This is a genomic window from Aeromicrobium panaciterrae (genome assembly GCF_039537165.1).
Taxonomy (GTDB): domain Bacteria; phylum Actinomycetota; class Actinomycetes; order Propionibacteriales; family Nocardioidaceae; genus Aeromicrobium; species Aeromicrobium panaciterrae.
Genome location: NZ_BAAAZZ010000002.1, coordinates 1,610,088 through 1,626,568 on the forward strand (window position 1 = coordinate 1,610,088; position 16,481 = coordinate 1,626,568).

The 16,481-nt window shown below is 66.6% G+C and carries 12 protein-coding genes; 1 reads left to right on the top strand and 11 read right to left on the bottom strand.

Features of this window, described 5'->3' with window-relative positions; genetic code table 11:
• Positions 1–12 precede the first annotated feature (12 nt).
• The 8 genes from ABD683_RS08780 to ABD683_RS08815 form a co-directional block, all read right to left on the bottom strand.
• Positions 13–762 carry an SDR family NAD(P)-dependent oxidoreductase gene (locus ABD683_RS08780; RefSeq protein WP_344769134.1) on the bottom strand — a complete coding sequence of 250 codons (750 nt, stop codon included), beginning with the start codon at positions 760–762 and terminating at the stop codon, positions 13–15.
• Entirely contained in the window at positions 759–1,835 is a 1,077-nt protein-coding gene (locus tag ABD683_RS08785; protein WP_344769136.1) for an NAD(P)H-dependent amine dehydrogenase family protein, read from the bottom strand. Before ABD683_RS08785 ends, ABD683_RS08780 begins: the two co-directional genes overlap by 4 nt.
• Positions 1,832–2,317 (bottom strand): carboxymuconolactone decarboxylase family protein, encoded by a 486-nt coding sequence (locus tag ABD683_RS08790; RefSeq protein WP_344769137.1) that lies wholly within the window; start codon positions 2,315–2,317, stop codon positions 1,832–1,834. The genes ABD683_RS08785 and ABD683_RS08790 overlap by 4 nt, the downstream gene beginning before the upstream one ends.
• Positions 2,314–3,411, bottom strand: coding sequence for an NAD(P)H-dependent amine dehydrogenase family protein (locus ABD683_RS08795; RefSeq protein WP_344769138.1), 1,098 nt, complete (start codon positions 3,409–3,411; stop codon positions 2,314–2,316). Before ABD683_RS08795 ends, ABD683_RS08790 begins: the two co-directional genes overlap by 4 nt.
• Positions 3,412–3,457: 46 nt before the next feature.
• Positions 3,458–7,153, bottom strand: a complete 3,696-nt coding sequence (locus ABD683_RS08800) for an Ig-like domain-containing protein (protein WP_344769140.1) — start codon at positions 7,151–7,153, stop codon at positions 3,458–3,460.
• Positions 7,154–7,277: 124 nt separating this feature from the next.
• Entirely contained in the window at positions 7,278–8,837 is a 1,560-nt protein-coding gene (locus ABD683_RS08805) for a succinic semialdehyde dehydrogenase (protein WP_344769142.1), read from the bottom strand.
• Entirely contained in the window at positions 8,834–10,453 is a 1,620-nt protein-coding gene (locus tag ABD683_RS08810; protein ID WP_344769144.1) for a GMC family oxidoreductase, read from the bottom strand. Before ABD683_RS08810 ends, ABD683_RS08805 begins: the two co-directional genes overlap by 4 nt.
• Before the next feature lie 12 nt (positions 10,454–10,465).
• Positions 10,466–11,629 carry a steroid 3-ketoacyl-CoA thiolase gene (locus ABD683_RS08815; RefSeq protein ID WP_344769146.1) on the bottom strand — a complete coding sequence of 388 codons (1,164 nt, stop codon included), beginning with the start codon at positions 11,627–11,629 and terminating at the stop codon, positions 10,466–10,468.
• 112 nt (positions 11,630–11,741) lie between these two features.
• On the opposite strand from ABD683_RS08815, the gene ABD683_RS08820 reads away from it, so the two are divergent.
• Positions 11,742–12,983, top strand: a complete 1,242-nt coding sequence (locus tag ABD683_RS08820; RefSeq protein WP_344769148.1) for a cytochrome P450 — start codon at positions 11,742–11,744, stop codon at positions 12,981–12,983.
• Between the two features lie 58 nt (positions 12,984–13,041).
• Here ABD683_RS08820 and ABD683_RS08825 read toward each other — a convergent pair whose 3' ends face one another.
• The 3 genes from ABD683_RS08825 to ABD683_RS08835 form a co-directional block, all read right to left on the bottom strand.
• Positions 13,042–14,211 (bottom strand): thiolase domain-containing protein, encoded by a 1,170-nt coding sequence (locus ABD683_RS08825; RefSeq protein WP_344769149.1) that lies wholly within the window; start codon positions 14,209–14,211, stop codon positions 13,042–13,044.
• The gene (locus ABD683_RS08830; RefSeq protein ID WP_344769150.1) at positions 14,208–15,269 is read right to left on the bottom strand and encodes a thiolase domain-containing protein; all 1,062 of its coding nucleotides are present in this window, start codon (positions 15,267–15,269) and stop codon (positions 14,208–14,210) included. Before ABD683_RS08830 ends, ABD683_RS08825 begins: the two co-directional genes overlap by 4 nt.
• 82 nt (positions 15,270–15,351) lie before the next feature.
• Positions 15,352–16,308, bottom strand: a complete 957-nt coding sequence (locus ABD683_RS08835) for an OB-fold nucleic acid binding domain-containing protein (RefSeq protein ID WP_344769152.1) — start codon at positions 16,306–16,308, stop codon at positions 15,352–15,354.
• Between the last annotated feature and the right edge of the window lie 173 nt (positions 16,309–16,481).

Below are 16,481 nucleotides of genomic sequence, written 5' to 3' on the forward strand. Positions count from 1 at the left end.
TGGGAGCGACGTTCAGCCAGCCAGGTGACCCTGGTCGACCGTCTGGACGCTGCCGTGGACGGCTGATGCGTCGTCGGAGGCCAGGAAGGCAATGACGGCGGCGACGCTGTCGGCCGTCATCATCCCGCGTTTGGCGGCGACGCGCAGGATCAGATCCCAGTCAGCACCGTCGGGGACATTGATCGTCGCGACCTGCGGGGTGTCCATGCCGCCGGGGCAGACACAGTTGACCCGGATCGGGGCGTCGAGGTACTCGATCGCCAGCGCCTTGGTCAGACCGACGATCCCGTGCTTGGCGGCGGTGTAGGCCGCCGAGTAGGCCTCGCCCATCACGCCGGCGACCGAGGCGACGTTGACGATGTTGCCCGACGACTCGAGCAGGTGCGGGATCGCCGCCTGGCAGAGATAGAACGCCCCACTGAGATTGAGCGCGATGTCGGCGTCCCATTCGTCCTCCGTCACGTCAGTCGTGATGCGGAAGTCGTGGCGGCCGGCGTTGTTGACCAGCACGTCGAGGCGTCCGTACGCGTCAACGGCAGCGGCGACAGCAGCCCGGCAGTCGGGCGGTGACGACACGTCGAGCGGCCCGAAGCGCACCTCGCCCGGCAGGTCAGCGCACGACGCAGCGACCTCGGCGAGCTTGTCCTGATCGCGGGACGCGGCATAGACGAGCCCGCCACCCGCAGCGAACCGACGTACGGAGGCAGCGCCGAGTCCTGACGACGCACCTGTGACCAAGATGCTCTTCCCGGTGAACGTCATACGCCGACGATCCCGCGGCCAGTCACCAGCGGCAGGTCGAGCGCCGTCACCAGCCCGGGCGAGGCGGCGACAACGACCGGCACGGCGTTCACCAGGCGTTGGGCCGTGATGATCATGCCGCTGTCGTTGTGATCACCGTGCTCGCCGATGTGGGTGAAGTCGACCGTCATCATCGGCTCGCCGGTGATCTCGATTCGGTAGGACCCATCTCCACTGGCGGGTTTGGGCCAGTCCGGTGCCTGGTCGACATGCGTACGCGTCACGTGCTCGACCACGATGCGCGGCTCGCCATCAACCATGCCAATGACCTCGAACCGCACGGCTGCCATGGTTCCCTTCTTGATGTCGACGCATACGGTCGACATGTCAGCCTCGGCGGGAAGCCGCTCGACGTTCTCGACCAGCGGCTCGTCCAGCGTGACGCCGAGACCGGCCGCCAACTGGCGCACCACCGGGCCCCACCCGGACGAGAGCATTCCCGGTTGCCAGAGCGGCGCCACCTCCTCGATCGGCTTGCCGAATCCGAAGATGTCGCCCATCGTGACCGGTTGGTCGTAGGTCGAGTAGTCGGCGATCTCGAGCACCCGCACCTGATCGATTCGCTGGCTCAGGGAGGCGAGCTGCAGGGGGAAGATGTCGTTGGCCCAGCCTGGGTCGATGCCATTCGCGTGCAGGCTGGCGTTGCCGCGCTGGCCCGCATCTTCGATGCGCTCCCACATCGAGTCAGGAAGCGTCGGGTTCGGGTAGACGAGGATGACAGGACCGCTGGCGACGACGTTGATCCCGGCCTCGAGAAATCCCACCAGGTCCTCGAAGGCATCGAAGAACCGATCCTCGGTGATGGAGCAGTACACGATGCAGTCGGGCTTCGCGGCGAGCACGGCATCGCGATCCGCCGAAGCGAGCACACCAAGGTCGCGGCCAAGCTCGGCGAGCCGTCCGGCGTCCTTGCCGTCCTTGTCGGGGTTGCTGACCCAGACCCCGACGAGCTCGAGCTCGGGGTTGAGGTCGATCCCGGCGATGGCGTGACGACCCAGGGTGCCGGTCGACCAGACGGCGACGCGCGTCGTCATCCGACGTGCGAAGGCAGGACGCAGGCGGTGTCGAGTCCGAGGATGCGGTTGAGACGACCGAACGAGAGCCACGAGCCGATGCACATGCTGAGCTCGACGACCTCGCGCTGGTCGTACTCGGCGAGCATCCGCTTCCAGAACTCGTGATCGATGCTGTGGTGGTCGGTCGCATACAGCTCGGCGTACTCGGCGGCCAGGCGCGTACGTGTGTCGAACGCGTCGGTCGTACGCCACTCGCGTACGGCCTCGTCGAACGTGTCCTCGACCTTCTCGCCGTCTCGCTCGGTGCGCCAGTCCTGGCAGAACAGGCACCCGTTGATCTGCGCGATGCGCAGGCGCGCCGCCTCGAACTCGCGGAGACCGAGCGTCGAGTCGGAGTAGACCTTCAGCGCCATCGTCGCCGCGGCGCCGCCTATCCCGGGGACCATCTCGCCCCAGACGTAGTTGATGGGGTCTTTGCCTTCGGGTACGTCGATGATCATGCGTTGACCGTCCTTGAGAGCTTGCCGACACCGGGAACGAGCGGAACCTGGAGTGCGTCGTAGAGACCCGGCTCGTTGTCCTTGAGCCAGGGGATCGAGTTGACGATGCGGCCGACCGCCGTGGCGTTGCCGCCTGCAGCGCGGTTGCCACCCTCGTCGGTTGCTTCGACGTTGACCTCGATGCGAGGTCGACCTTCGATGATCACGCGGTGCGCGCCGTCACCGCCGTCGGGCGGTGAGGGCCAGTCGGGTGCGCAGTCGGGATGGATGCGGGTGACGTGCTCGACGATGATCTTGACCTCGCCGTCGATCACGCCCTGCACCTCGAAGCGCAGTGCGCCTTGCGTGCCTTTCTCGAAGGTGCCCATCGCGGCGTTCTCGACGGTCTCGTCGAGAGCACGGCGTTCGACGTGCTCGGTGATCTCGTCGATCTCGACGCCGAGCGCCTTGGCGATGAGTCGCACCTGTCCGCCCCACACCATGCTCGGGATCGTCGGCGCCACCATGGGCGGCTCGTAGTCCATCGGCTCGCCCATGCCGATCAGGAACCGTACGGAGTCCTGCTGGTCGTACGTCGTGTAGTCGAAGATCTCCTGGCACCGGATCTGGTCGATTGTCGAGGCCAGGCCGCTGACCAGCACCGGGAGGATGTCGTTGCCCCACCCCGGGTCGATGCCCGAGACGAACAGCGAGCCGCCGCCCTCCTTGATCGCGGCGTGGATCGGGTCGCGGAACTCCGCGGGCGCCGAGTCGGGGTCGTACATCCCGTAGAGGGACGGCGTCACGACGACGATGCCGAGGGCGATTGCCTTGGTGATGTCGGCCAGCGCCTCCTCGGGGCGGATCTCGCCCGAAGCGGCATAGACCAGCGCGTCGATGCCGGCCAGCGTGCCGTCGATGTCGTCCGTCGCAGCGACGCCGAGCGTACGACCGATGTCGGAGAGGTCACCTGCGTCCTTGCCGACCTTGTCGGGGTTGTGGACGATCACAGCGGTGAGGTCGAGCCCTGGATGGGCATCGACAGCGCGGATCGCCGCGCGACCGACGTTGCCCGTTCCCCACACGGCCGTACGAAGCTGGGTCTCCCGGGTCATGCAGCAAGACTAGAACGTGTTCCAGTTTTTGAGAAGGGCCTGGCGCTCATACCTGCCGAGGACCTCGCCTGCAGATGACGACAATGCCGGTGCCCAGCAGGACCAGCAGCAGCGCAAGGGCGAGGTCGCTGGATCCGAGGCCCGTGCCTGTGTCGGGAAGCGGTCGGGCGGATTCGGTGGTGTCATCGCCGCTGCCGCCGGTGCCACCAACCGCATTGTCGGGGTCGGCGACCGTCAGCGTGACGGTGCCGGTCAGGTCCTGGACCGCGGCGGCTGACGCGAGCACGCGGGGCACCTGCTGCACGTCCAGCTGATAGGTGAAGCTGTCGCTGCCGACGTAGCCGTCCTTCGGCGTGAAGGTGATGTTGCCGGAAGAGTCGATCGCGGCCGTGCCGTGTGCCGGCTGGGTCGCGAGGCTTGTCGTGACGCCCGGGTCAAGGCCCAGGTCGTTGCTGGTGACCGGCGGGTTCAGCACGGTGGGCTGGTCGCCGGTGACGGTGTACGAGTCGTCCATCGCCTGGAGCGGCGTCTTGATCACGTGGATCGTCACGGTGCCCGTACGGCTCACGTTGTCGGTGCCGGTGAACGTGTACGTGAACGTGTCGTCACCGAAGAAGCCGGCGTCGGGTTCGTAGCCGAAGTCATGTCCGCCGAGGGTGCTGGTCACGGTGCCGTGGCTTGAGGATCCGTGGGTGAAGGGAGCCGTGAAGCCCGAGTCGTTGCCGGTGACGTCGGGCATGAGCTGGGTGGTCCCGGAGTCCTGGGCGACGGTGTATTCGTCGTTCACGGCAGCGGACGGTGTCGGCGTGACGTGGATCGTGACGGTGGCGGCGTGCAGCTGGAGGTCAGTGCCGACGAACACATAGGTGAAGCTGTCGTCGCCGAAGTACCCGTCGTTGGGTTCATAGCTGAAGTCGGAACCGCTGAGGGTGGCACTGTCAACGGTCCCGTGGCCGGCAGCGGTGTGGGAGAACGTGCCTGGAAGCGCGCCGGCATCGTTGCCCGCGACATCGGGGTTGAGAAGTGTGGCCCCAGAGTCCTGGGCGACGGTGTATTCGTCATCGACCGCTGCTGGTGTGACCGTCGGGGTGACGTGGACCGTCACGGTGGCGGTGTGCATGCTGAGATCGGATCCGAGGAACGTGTAGGTGAACGTGTCGTCGCCGTGGAAGCCGACGAACGGCTGGTAGCTGTAGTCGTGCCCGCCCGCGGCACCGCCGCTGACCGTCCCGTGGGGAGCTCCCGAATGGGAGAACGTGTTGGGGATCGCTCCGGTGTCGTTGGCGTAGACGTCGGGGTCGAGGAGTGTGGCCCCGGACCCTTGGGTCACGGTGTACTCGTCATTGACGGCCGCAGGCAGGGGCGCGGTCGGGGTGACGTGGATCGTGACCGTGGCGGTCTGCAGCACGAAGTTGGTGCCGAGGAAGCTGTAGGTGAAGGTGTCGTCACCCGAGAAGCCGGGAGTCGGCGTGTAGCTGTAGTCGGAGCTGAAGATGCTGGACGTGACGGTGCCATGGGTCGCGGGGGTGTTGGTGAACGTCAGCGGCATCGCAGCGCTGTCGTTTGCGGTGACAGTCGGCGTGAGCAGTGTGGCGCCGGAGTCCTGCGCGACGGTGTAGTCGTCGTCGACCGCACTCGGCACCGGGTCGGTGTGGCCGTGGATCGTGATCGTGAGCTTCGCTGAACCGGTGCTGCCTTGCCCGTTGGAGGCGCCGTAGGTGAAGGTGTCGGTCAGTGTCTGGCTGTCGTTGAGGGCGTCGACGTCCGGGTTCGTGTTGTCCAGGGTGTAGGTGTACGTGCCGTCGGGGTGGATCACCAGGACGCCGTGGCCCAGTGTGAACGTGCCGGCCGTGGTCACTGACATGGTGCCGACCGGGCTCGTGTCGTTGGTGAGCACGTTGCCCGACACCGGGTTCGGCGCGGAGTCCTCGGTGATGGTGTTCGCGTCCGGCGAGATGGTCACGCCGGGCGTCGGAAGGACGTGGATCGTGACGGTGGCCGTATGGTCCAGTCCGTCATTGCCGACGAAGGTGTACGTGAATGAGTCGTCACCGAAGTAGCCGGCGGTCGGGGTGTAGCTGTAGGACGTCGTGAGCATCGGGACCGCGTTGGTGACGGTTCCGTGGCTCGCGGGGGTGTTGGAGAACTGTGAGGAGCTCGACACGCCTCGGTCGTTGAGGATGACGTTGGGGAGCAGCTCGGTGGGGCCGGAGTCTTGGGCAACCGTGAACTCGTCGTCGACGGCCTCGCCCGGCGACGGCGTGACGTGGATCGTCACGGTGGCTGTGTAGGGACTGCCGTTGATGCCGAAGAACGTGTAGGTGAAGGTGTCGTCGCCGATGTAGCCGGGCACGGATGCGTACATGAGGTCGTGATTGCCGCTCGCCGGTCCGTCGCTGACGAAGCCGTGTGACGCGGACGTGTGGGCGAACGGAGTGTTGTAGTCGATGCCGGTGTCGTTGTCGGTGATGGCGGGGGTGAGCAAGTAGACGCCGGAGTCCTGCTCGATCGTGTACTCGTCGTCAACAGCCTGTCCGGTGACGGTCGTCGGGAGGACGTGGATCGTGACGGTGGCGGTGTGCTCTAGGCCATCGTTCCCGATGAACGTGTACTCGAACGTGTCGTCACCGAAAAACCCCAGGGAAGTTGAGTAGGCCCAATCGTGGCCGCCGCCGAACGGTCCTGTGTTGCTGATGAAGCCGTGCGCTGCGGGACCATGACTGAACACCTCGAACTCACCGATGCCGGTGTCGTTGGCGGCGACGTCGGGGTTGAGCACGGTGGTGCCGGAGTCCTGCATGACGGTGTATTCGTCGTCGACGGCCTCGCCCGGCAACGCAGTGACGTGGATCGTCACGGCGCCGTTGTGCGGATGGCCTTCAGCGTCGAGGAAGGCGTACGTGAACGTGTCGTCTCCATGGAAGCCCGAGTCGGGCGTGTAGCTGTAGACGTGGCCATTCAAGGGGTTGGAGTTGGTGACGGTTCCATGGCCGGCAGGCGAGTTGGAGTACAACGTCACGCCAGGGATGCCGATGTCGTTGGCGGTGACGTCGGGATCGAGCAGGGTGGTGCCGGAGTCCTGGACGACGGTGTACTCGTCGTCGACCGCGTGAGGTTCGCCAGCATCGGAGGTGACGTGGATCGTGACGGTGGCCGTGTGCTCGAGGTCGTCGGTGCCGGTGAAGGTGTACGTGAAGGTGTCGTCGCCGACGAAGTCGGCGAACGGGGCGTAGGTGTATGCCGCCGCGAAGCCGCCCGAGAGGTTCACGACGAGGCCGTGGCTCGCTCCCGAGTGGACGAAACCGGAGCCCGCCTTGATCCCGGTGTCGTTCGTCGTGACCGAGGGGTCGAGCAGCGTGTTGACGGAGTTCTCGACCATCGTGTACTCGTCGTCGACGGCGAATGCGTCAGCCGCCAGGGCGACTGCCTGCTTCTTGGACGCCTTCGGCGCCGGGGGAACGTCGCGCGAGTCATCCTTCGGCGCCGGGTCATCCTTGGGTGTCGGGTCGGCCGTCGGCTCCGGGTCAGGGGACGGTGCATCCTTGGTGGGCTCGGGGGACGGGGTGGGGTCCTCTGGCGGAGCGGGTGTCTCGGCCGCCGGCTCGGGATCCGGCGTCGGCTCGCTGGTCGGTGTGCTGGTCGAGTCCTGGGCGGCATCGGCTTCCTGGGCGACCGCCGTGGAGCCGACGGAGCACAGGGCGACCATCAGGATTGCTGCAATGAGCACGCGAACTGAACGCATGGGGAGTCCTCCGAGTAGGACGCCACCTGTCAATGCGGAGCTTGCGTGGTGACGCCCTTCGGACGCTACCCACGTTCACCTGCGGGGTTCACCCAAACGGGGGAAACGTCGAAATCGACAAAACTCAGCGGAGCCGGGTCTTGCGCATCAGCTTCAGCGACGTCTGAGTCTGCTTGGCGTAGGCGTCGTACGTCTGCTTGCCCTGCGGTTCCATGACCTGCTTCTTGAGCACGCCGATGTTCTGCGCGTCGGTGTACTTGAGCAGGCCCTGGTCGCCGTGACGGGCGCCGACACCAGACTGCTTGAGTCCACCGGAGGGCGTGCCCTTGGAGGCGTACGCCGTGGCGAGGATGTCGTTGATGTTGACGTTGCCCGAATCGATGCGCCGCGCGACCTCACCTGCGTGGCCGAGGTTCTTGCTCCACACCGAGGCGTTGAGGCCGTAGTCGGTGTCGTTGGCGAGCGCGATGCCCTCGTCCTCGGTCGTGAATCGGTAGAGGCCCACGACCGGACCGAACGTCTCGGTGGATCCGGCGAGCATGTCCTTGGTGACGCCTTCGAGGATCGTCGGCTCGAAGAACGCAGGACCGAGATCGGGACGGGCGTTGCCACCGGTGAGCACCGTGGCGCCCTTGGCCTTGGCGTCCTCGACGTGCGAGACGACGCGGTCCTTGTGGTCGACCGACACCAGCGAGCCCATGTCGGGCGCGAAGGAGTACTCGGCGCCGACATTGAGCGCCGCGGTCTCGGCGACGAACTTGTCACGGAACTCGTCGTAGATCGAGTCGTGGATGTAGAGGCGCTCGATGTGCATGCAGATCTGGCCGGAGTTGCCGAAGCTGCCGAAGAGTGCGGCGTGCACGGCCTCGTCGACGTCGGCGTCCTCCAGCACGACCATCGGGTTCTTGCCGCCCAGCTCGAGGCAGCAGCCGATGAGGTTCTTGCCGGCGAGCTCGCCGATGACCCGGCCGGTCGCGGTGGATCCGGTGAACATCACGTAGTTGGCGTTGGCCAGCATGGGTTCGCCGACGTCGGGACCCTCACCGCAGATGACCTGGACAAGGCCCGGCGGGATGCCGGCCTCCTCCAGCAGGCGTACGCCGAGCAGCGGCGACAGCGCGGTCTTGTTGTCGGGCTTGAGCACGACGGCGTTGCCGGCGATCAGCGCAGGGATGGTGTCGGAGATGCCGGTCGCGAACGGGAAGTTCCACGGCGCGATGATCGCGACGACGCCCTTGGGGCGACGCACCTCGGTCGAGCTCGACAGGAACGGCACCGGACCGGCGTGCTTGCGGTCCTTGAGCAGCTTGGGCGCCCGCTTGATGTAGTGGCTCGTGCCCATCGGGATGTCGCAGGTCTCCTCGAACGCCATCCGCCGGTTCTTGCCGCTCTCGGCCTGGATCAGGTCGGTGATCAGCATCTGGTTGTCGATCACGAGGCGGTGGAACCGCTTCATGACACCGAGGCGCTTCTTGACCGACCACGACCCCCAGATCTCCTGGGCGGCACGGGCGTCGGCGTAGGCCTGCTCGATGTCGCTCTCGGACGACTGGGGCAGCTCGACGAGCAGGTCGCCGGTGTAGACCTCGGTCAGCTTCCAGGTGTTGCCGGTGCTGCCGGGTACGCGCTTGACCAGGCTCTCGAGGAGCTCCGGCGTCAGGGTGGCCGGCCGTGTGACGCTCATGAACCCAGCACCAGGTCGGCGGCCTTGTCGCCGATCATGATGGATGGCGCATTGGTGTTGCCTCCGATGATCGACGGCATGATCGACGCGTCCGCCACGCGGAGGCCCTCGATGCCTCGAACCTTGAGGTCGGGTCCGACGACCGCGCGGTCATCCGTCCCCATACGACAGGTGCCGACACCGTGATAGACCGTCGTGGCCCGGTTGAGGACCTCGGCCTTCATGTTGGCGGCGTCGTACTCGGGGCCGGGGTGCAGCTCCTGCTTGACGTTGCCGGCGAATGCGGCCGACTTCATGATCTCGCGGATGATCTCGACGCCCTCGGCGAGAACCTGCTGGTCCTCCGGCTCGGCGAGGTAGTTCATGTCGATCAGCGGTGCCGTTGCGGCATCGGCCGACGCGAGGCGGATCGTGCCGCGGCTTCGCGGATAGATCAGCGTCGACATCACGGTGATCGCCTTGCGCGGGTCGACCTGGTGTCGTACGGGCGCGTCCTGGTTGGGCGACGGGTAGGCCCAGGGGAGTACGTGCAGCTGCAGGTCGGGGACGTCGGTGGCGAGCGAGGTGCGCACGAACGCCACCGTCTCGAACACCGAGTTCTCGAGGAACGAGCCGCCGACCGTGAGCTCCTTGGCGAGTCCCATGGCGAAGTGCGAGGCCTTGCCCTTGTGCACGGCGTTGGGCATGATCCACGTCGTCGGTACGAACAGGTGGTCGTGCAGGTTCTCACCGACCGGGAGGTCAGCCAGGACCGGGATGCCGTGCTCCGTGAGGTGATCGGCAGGACCGACTCCCGAGAGCATCAGCAGCTGGGCCGAACCGATGAATCCCGCCGAGAGGATGACTTCCTTGCCGGCGCGGATCGTCCGCCGGCTGCCCTTCTTGTCGAGGACCTCGACGCCGGTGGCTCGACCGTTCTCGATGTTGATCTTCTGGACGTGCACCTCGGGCTGGACCTCGAGGGTCGGCACGTCCGCGTTGGTGATGTAGCCGCGCGACGACGAGAAGCGCTTGCCGCCGAACGCGCTCTGCTGGAAGTGGCTGACGCCCTCCTGCTCGGCGGCGTTGTAGTCCTTGAGGATCTTGACGCCGAGCGTGTCGGCGGTGGCTTGCTCGAACTGCTTCGCAGCCTCGGTCCGCTGGGTGTGGCGGGTGACCTTGATCGGACCGCCGGCGCCGCGCCAGTCGTTGGCGCCGTCCTCGAAGTCCTCGACCCGCTTGTAGACCTCGTTGACCGAGTCGGCGTCCCAGCCGACGTTGCCCTCGGCGGCCCAGGAGTCGTAGTTGGCGCGGTTGCCGCGTACCCAGAGCAGGCCGTTGACCGAGCTCGAACCACCGACGACCTTGCCACGGGTCTGCGGGATCACCCGGTTGTTCATGTGCTTCTGCGGCGTCGTGTAGTAGCCCCAGTCGACCGTCTTCTTGATCTTGGGCTCAGAATGCATCGGCCCGATCATGCCGGGCTTGGTGACGAGTATCGAGGTGTCCTTCTTGCCCGCCTCGAGCAGGATCACGGATGCGCCGGACGCCGCGAGGCGTGAAGCGACGGCAGATCCTGCGGATCCGGCACCGATCACGACGTAGTCAGCCTCGTTGCGGAGTTGGTTCTTGGCCATGGTGTCCCTTTGTCAGATTCGTTCGATGATGGTGCCCGATGCCTGCGCCCCTCCGGCACACATCGAGATCAGGGCGGTGCTGGCGTCACGGCGCTCCAGCTCGTGCAGTGCCGTGGTCAGCAGCCGGGTGCCGGTCGAGCCGACGGGGTGACCGAGGGCGATGGCGCCACCGTTCACGTTGATCTTTTCCTCGGGCACCTCGTGCACCTTGGCCCACGACATGACGACGCCGGCGAAGGCCTCGTTGACCTCGCAGATGTCGATGTCAGAGATCGACATCCCGCTGTCCTTGAGCACGCGCTCGGTGGCCTGAACGGGTCCGTCGAGGTGGTAGTAGGGGTCGGCGCCGACCAGGCACGAGGTGATGATGCGCGCCCGCGGCGTGAGTCCGAGCTCGGCAGCGAGATCGGAGTCCATCAGCAGCAGCGCCGAGGCGCCGTCTGAGATCTGCGACGAGGTGCCGGCGGTGTGCGTACCGTCCGGCATCACGGGCTTCAACGTGGCGAGCTTCTCGAGCGACGTCTCGCGGATGCCCTGGTCGGCGTCGACGACCTGGGTGTCGCCGGTCGGCTTGCCCTCCTCATCGAGGACGGGTGCCTTGATGGCGAAGACCTCGCGGCCGAAGTGTCCGGCGTCGCGGGCGGCCTTGGCCTTCTCCTGGGACCACAGACCGAATGCGTCGACCTCGTCGCGGGAGAAGCCGCGATCCTTCACGATGCGGTCGGCACCCACGAACTGGTTGGGCAGGTCGATCGACCAGTCGTCGGGACGCGGGTCGCCGGTGCCGGGAGGCACGTTGGCGCCCAGTCCGACGCGAGACATGGACTCGACGCCGCACGCGATGCCGGCCTTGATGAGCCCGGCGCCGATCATGGCGTGGATCAGGTGTGTGGCCTGCTGTGCCGACGAGCACTGCGCGTCGATCTGTGTCGAGGCTGTGGCGTTGGGAAGGCCGGCGTGCATCCAGGCGCGGCGGACCATGTTGTTGGACTGCTCGCCCGCCGAGGTGACGTTGCCGCCGATGACCTGGTCCACGAGCTCGGCGGGAATGCCGGAACGGGAGATCACCTCAGCCTGCGTCATGCCGAGGAGGACGGCGGGGTGAATTCCGGCCAGGACGCCATTCTTCTTGCCTTGAGGCGTGCGGACGGCATCGACGATCACAGGGGTGCCCATTGCTCAAAACTAGAACACGTTCTCGTCTTGCACAAGCCTTCCGATTGGACAGCGCCCGTGTAAAGATAGAATCAGAACTAGAACGTGTTGCAGAAACTACTAGGAGCTCTACGTGACCACGCTGGACGCCGCACCCGCCATCCCCGAAGGCTTCGACCCGACGGACCCCATCCTCAACGAAGCGGGCGTCCCGCACGAGCAGTTCCTCGAGCTCCGCAAGACCGCGCCGGTGTTCTGGATCGAGCAACCCGAGGAGTCGCGCGCCGGAATGCTGGGCGGTACGGGCTACTGGGCGATCAGCAAGCACGCCGACGTCTCCGCGGTCTCCAAGAGCAACGACTTCGTGACCAGCGAGAACGGCGCGATCATCCGCTTCGCCCCGGACATGACGCGTGACCAGGTCGAGCTGCAGAGCGTCATGCTCATCAACCAGGACCCGCCGGTGCACACCGCGACCCGCTCGATCATCAGCCGCGGTTTCACCCCTCGCGCGATCGAGGCTCTGCGTGCAGGCCTCACCGAGCACGCCATCGAGATCGTCAAGGAAGCCAAGGAGCGGGGCGAGGGTGACTTCGTCGAGGAGCTCGCCGCCGAGCTGCCGCTCGTCGCGATCGCCAACCTCCTGGGTGTCCCGTTCGACGATCGCAAGAAGCTCTTCGAGTGGTCCAACCAGATGCTGGCGTACGACGATCCCGAGTACAACGCCGATCCCGAGGCCGCGAGCATCGAGATCCTCTCCTACTTCATGGCCCTCGCCGAGGAGCGCAAGGCGGATCCGCAGGACGACATCGTCACCAAGCTGGTCACGGCCGGCGAGGACGGCGAAGGCATGGCCTCCGACGAGTTCGGCTACTTCACGATCATCCTCGCCGTCGCCGGCAACGAGACCACTCGCAACGCCATCACCCACGGCATGAACGCGTTCTTCGAGAACCCCGACCAGTGGGAGCTCTACAAGAAGGAACGGCCGAAGTCGGCGATCGACGAGATCATCCGCATTGCCACCCCGGTCACGTCGTTCCAGCGCACCGCGCTCAAGGACATGGAAGTCGGTGGCGTGACGGTCAAGAAGGGCCAGCGCGTCGGCCTGTTCTATGCCAGCGCCAACCACGACGCGGATGTCTTCGAGAACCCCGAAGAGTTCAACATCATGCGCGATCCCAACCCCCACCTCGCCTTCGGTGGCCATGGTGCACACTTCTGCATCGGCGCCAACCTGGCCCGCCTCGAGGTGGAGATCATGTTCAACACGATCGCCGACCTGATCCCCGACATCTCCAAGCTGGCCGAGCCGCGTCGCCTGCGCCACGGCTGGATCAACGGCATCAAGGAGCTCCGGGTCAAGTACGCCTGACCCGTACACAAACGGCCGGCCACCCTCTCGGGTTGGCCGGCCGTTGTGTACTTCCCCGTCAGTGGCTCGGTTTGTCTGCTCCGACGACCCACATCGCGAAGAACTGGGAACCTCCGCCGTACGCGTGGCCCAACGCCTTGCGGGCACCCTCGACTTGGTGCTCGCCCGCCTCGCCCATGACCTGGAGCGCGGCCTCGCCGAAGCGCAGCATGCCGCTGGCGCCGATCGGGTTGGACGACAGCACGCCGCCGCTCATGTTGACGGGGATCCTGCCCTCGATCCGGGTCTCGCCGGCCTCGGTGAGCTTCCAGCCCTCACCCTGCTCCGCGAAGCCGAGGTTCTCGAGCCACATCGGCTCGAACCACGAGAACGGCACGTAGATCTCGGCGCAGTCGATCTCGTCGATCGGGGACGTGATGCCGGCCTGCTTCCAGAGGGCTGCAGCGGCCTCGCGTCCCGCGTGCGGGTTGACCTGGTCACGCTCGGCAGCCGTCGTGGGCTCGCTGCGCATCTGGGTGCCGTGGATCCACGCCGGGTTCGTGATGTCGGACTTGCTGACGGCATCCTCCGACGCGATGACGAGGGCGATGGCGCCGTCGGAAGACGGGCACGTCTCGTCGTAGCGGATCGGGTCCCACAGCATCTGCGATGCCAGCACCGACTCCACCGTGGTGTCGGGGTTCTGCAGGTGCGCGTAGGGGTTCTTGAGCGCGTTCTGGCGATCCTTGGCCGCCACGATCGCGCCGATGTGCGTCGGTGCTCCCGAGCGGCGGATGTATGAGCGCACGTGCGGGGCGAAGTAGCCACCAGCCCCGGCGTGCACCGGCATGATGAACGGCACCGGCACCGAGAGCGCCCACATGGCATTGGACTCCGACTGCTTCTCGAAGGCGACGGTCAGCACGCGCTGGTGGATGCCGGCCTCGACGAGCGAGGCCGCGACGATCGCGGTCGAGCCACCGACCGAGCCGGCGGTGTGGACGCGGAGCAGCGGCTTGCCCGGCGCTCCGAGCGCCTCGGCAAGGTAGAGCTCCGGCATCATGACGCCCTCGAACAGGTCGGGTGCCTTGCCGATGACGATCGCGTCGATGTCGTTGAACGTCACCTGGGCGTCCGCCATGGCGCGGTCGATGGCTTCGCGGAGGAGCCCGGCCATCGACACGTCGCCGCGCTTGGCGCGGTGATGCGTCTGGCCGACGCCGATGACGGCCGCAAGGGTGTGCGTCATGCGCGGGCCTCCATCGTGAGCACGAGGTTCTGTTGCAAGGCTGGTCCTGAGGTTGCGTGGGCGAGTGCGCGCTGGGAGTTGCCGGCCCACACCTCGCGGGCGGCTTCGCCGATGCGGTTGAGCCCGGCGGTGAACATCGGGTTGGCGGTGAGCGCTCCACCCGACGGGTTGATGCGTACGTCGTCACCGATGCCGAGGGCCTCCTTGAGGATCAGTTCCTGGTGCGAGAACGGTGCATGCAGCTCGGCGAGGTCGATGCCGTCGACGCCTGCAGCGGCACCGGCGGACCGGGTGCTCTCGGACACCGTGAGGTCGCGGCTGCCCAACGCACCCGGCTCGATGCGGTGCTCGAAGCCGGTGATCCACGCCTTGCTGCCCTTGAGCTTGGCGAAGCCCGGTGCATCAGCGGCCGTGATGATCATGGCGGCCGCGCCGTCGGAGACCGGAGCGCAGTCCCAGCGGCGGAGCGGGTCGGCATACAGCGGCTGCGCCAGAACGTCGCCGGTCGTCGTGGCGCCCTTGCGGATCGCACTGTCGTTGGTGGCGGCATCGCTCATCGAGCGGGCGACGACGTCGGCCATCTGCGCCTCGTCGAACACGCCACCCTCAATCCCGGCACGCGCCTGGATCGCCGCGACCGAAACCGCATCGGCCCACAGGGGTGTGACGGTGTAGGGGTCCATCTGCATGGAGAGGACCCGGCGGAGCTCACCGGCGCTCGACTTGCCGAAGCCGTACACGAGCGCGGAGTCGACGAGCCCGGTCTGGATCTTGACCCAGGCTTCGTACAACGCCCAGGCGGCGTCCATCTCGACGTGTGACTCCATCACCGGAGGCAGTGCACCGATCGCGTCAACGGCCGACACGAACGAGAAGGCCCGTCCGGCAAGGTAGTCGCTGGAGCCCGAGCACCAGAAGCCGATGTCGGTCTTGGTCCATCCGGTCTGTTCCCAGAGCTCCTGGAAGATCGGCACGAGCAGCTCCACGCAGGTGGGGGAGCCGTCGAACTCCTTCATCTGTCGCTGGGAGAACCCAACGATCGCTACGTCACGGGTCATGCCGTCACATCCGTAGGAAAGGCACGGTACGGATGCACCGGCATGACTGATGCTTGTTGTTTCATTCGCTGGCGCTCATTCATCAGAGGTGCACCTTGTAGGTCTCGTAGTCGGCGTCGGGTTCGCCCGTCGGCTCGAAGTGGCTGATGTTGGCGATCGTGGTGCCCCACTCGTCGCGGGGCTTCCATACGGCCTTGACCCGCAGGCCCATGCGTACGTCCGCGGCCTCGATGCCGAGGATCAGGTGCAGGAACGCGATGTCGGCGCCGTCGAGCAGGACATAGGCCGAGACGTACGGGATCGGGATCTGCTGGCCGGTGAACGGCACGTTGACGATGCAGAAGGTGGTCACGGTGCCGTGGTCGGCGACCTCGACCTCGTCGGTCGTCGGCACCCCGTCGACAGGGCAGGCGCCGCGCGGTGGCACGTAGACCTTCTCGCAGACGGGGCAGCGCTGGCCGATGAGCTTGCCGTCGGCGAGGCCGCGGAAGAACTTCGACTCCTCGGGGGAGGCGGCGTAGTCGTACGAGAGCTTGACCGGGGCGATGATGCCCTCGACCGCGTCACCCTCGGGACCTGGCGTGGTCGCAGGTGCGTCGCCCTCGGGCACGAACCAGCGGATGTCGGTGATGGCGCCGACCGGCTCGTCGGCCCAGACGGCACGTACACGCATACCGGTCTGGATGTCGGCTGCCGACGCAACCGCGACGGCGTGCAGCAGCGGCTTGTCGGCGCCGTCGAGCACGATCTGCGCGAACGCGAACGGCGTGTCGAGCGGCTGGCCGGGCACGGGCTCCGGCACCCAGGCCCAGCTCCGGATCATGCCGACATCGGCGACCGGCCTGAGCTCGGTGATGGGGGCGAACGTCGTGGCGTCGTACTCCGGCGGCGGGACCGCCACGGTTCCGTCGGACAGCACGCCACCGAGGACCTGGCGGCGTTTGAGGCCGCTCATGAATCCGGAGAGCGTGGGGCCGAGGGAACGGGTGTAGTCGAATTCGACGTTCAGGGGTGCATGAAGCGTTCCGAGTTCAGTCACGCGGGAAAGTGAAACACGTTCTAGTTTTGCCCGCAAGGGGCAACCTCGAGAACTCGGCCCCTAGCCCGAGGTACGAGGGCGTGAGCGAAGCGAAGGGGCGCAAGACGAGAGGCTCGCGCAAGCGTGTCGGCGTACGCCGCTTCGCTCACGTTTCGGCCGCGGGCGGCCTCACT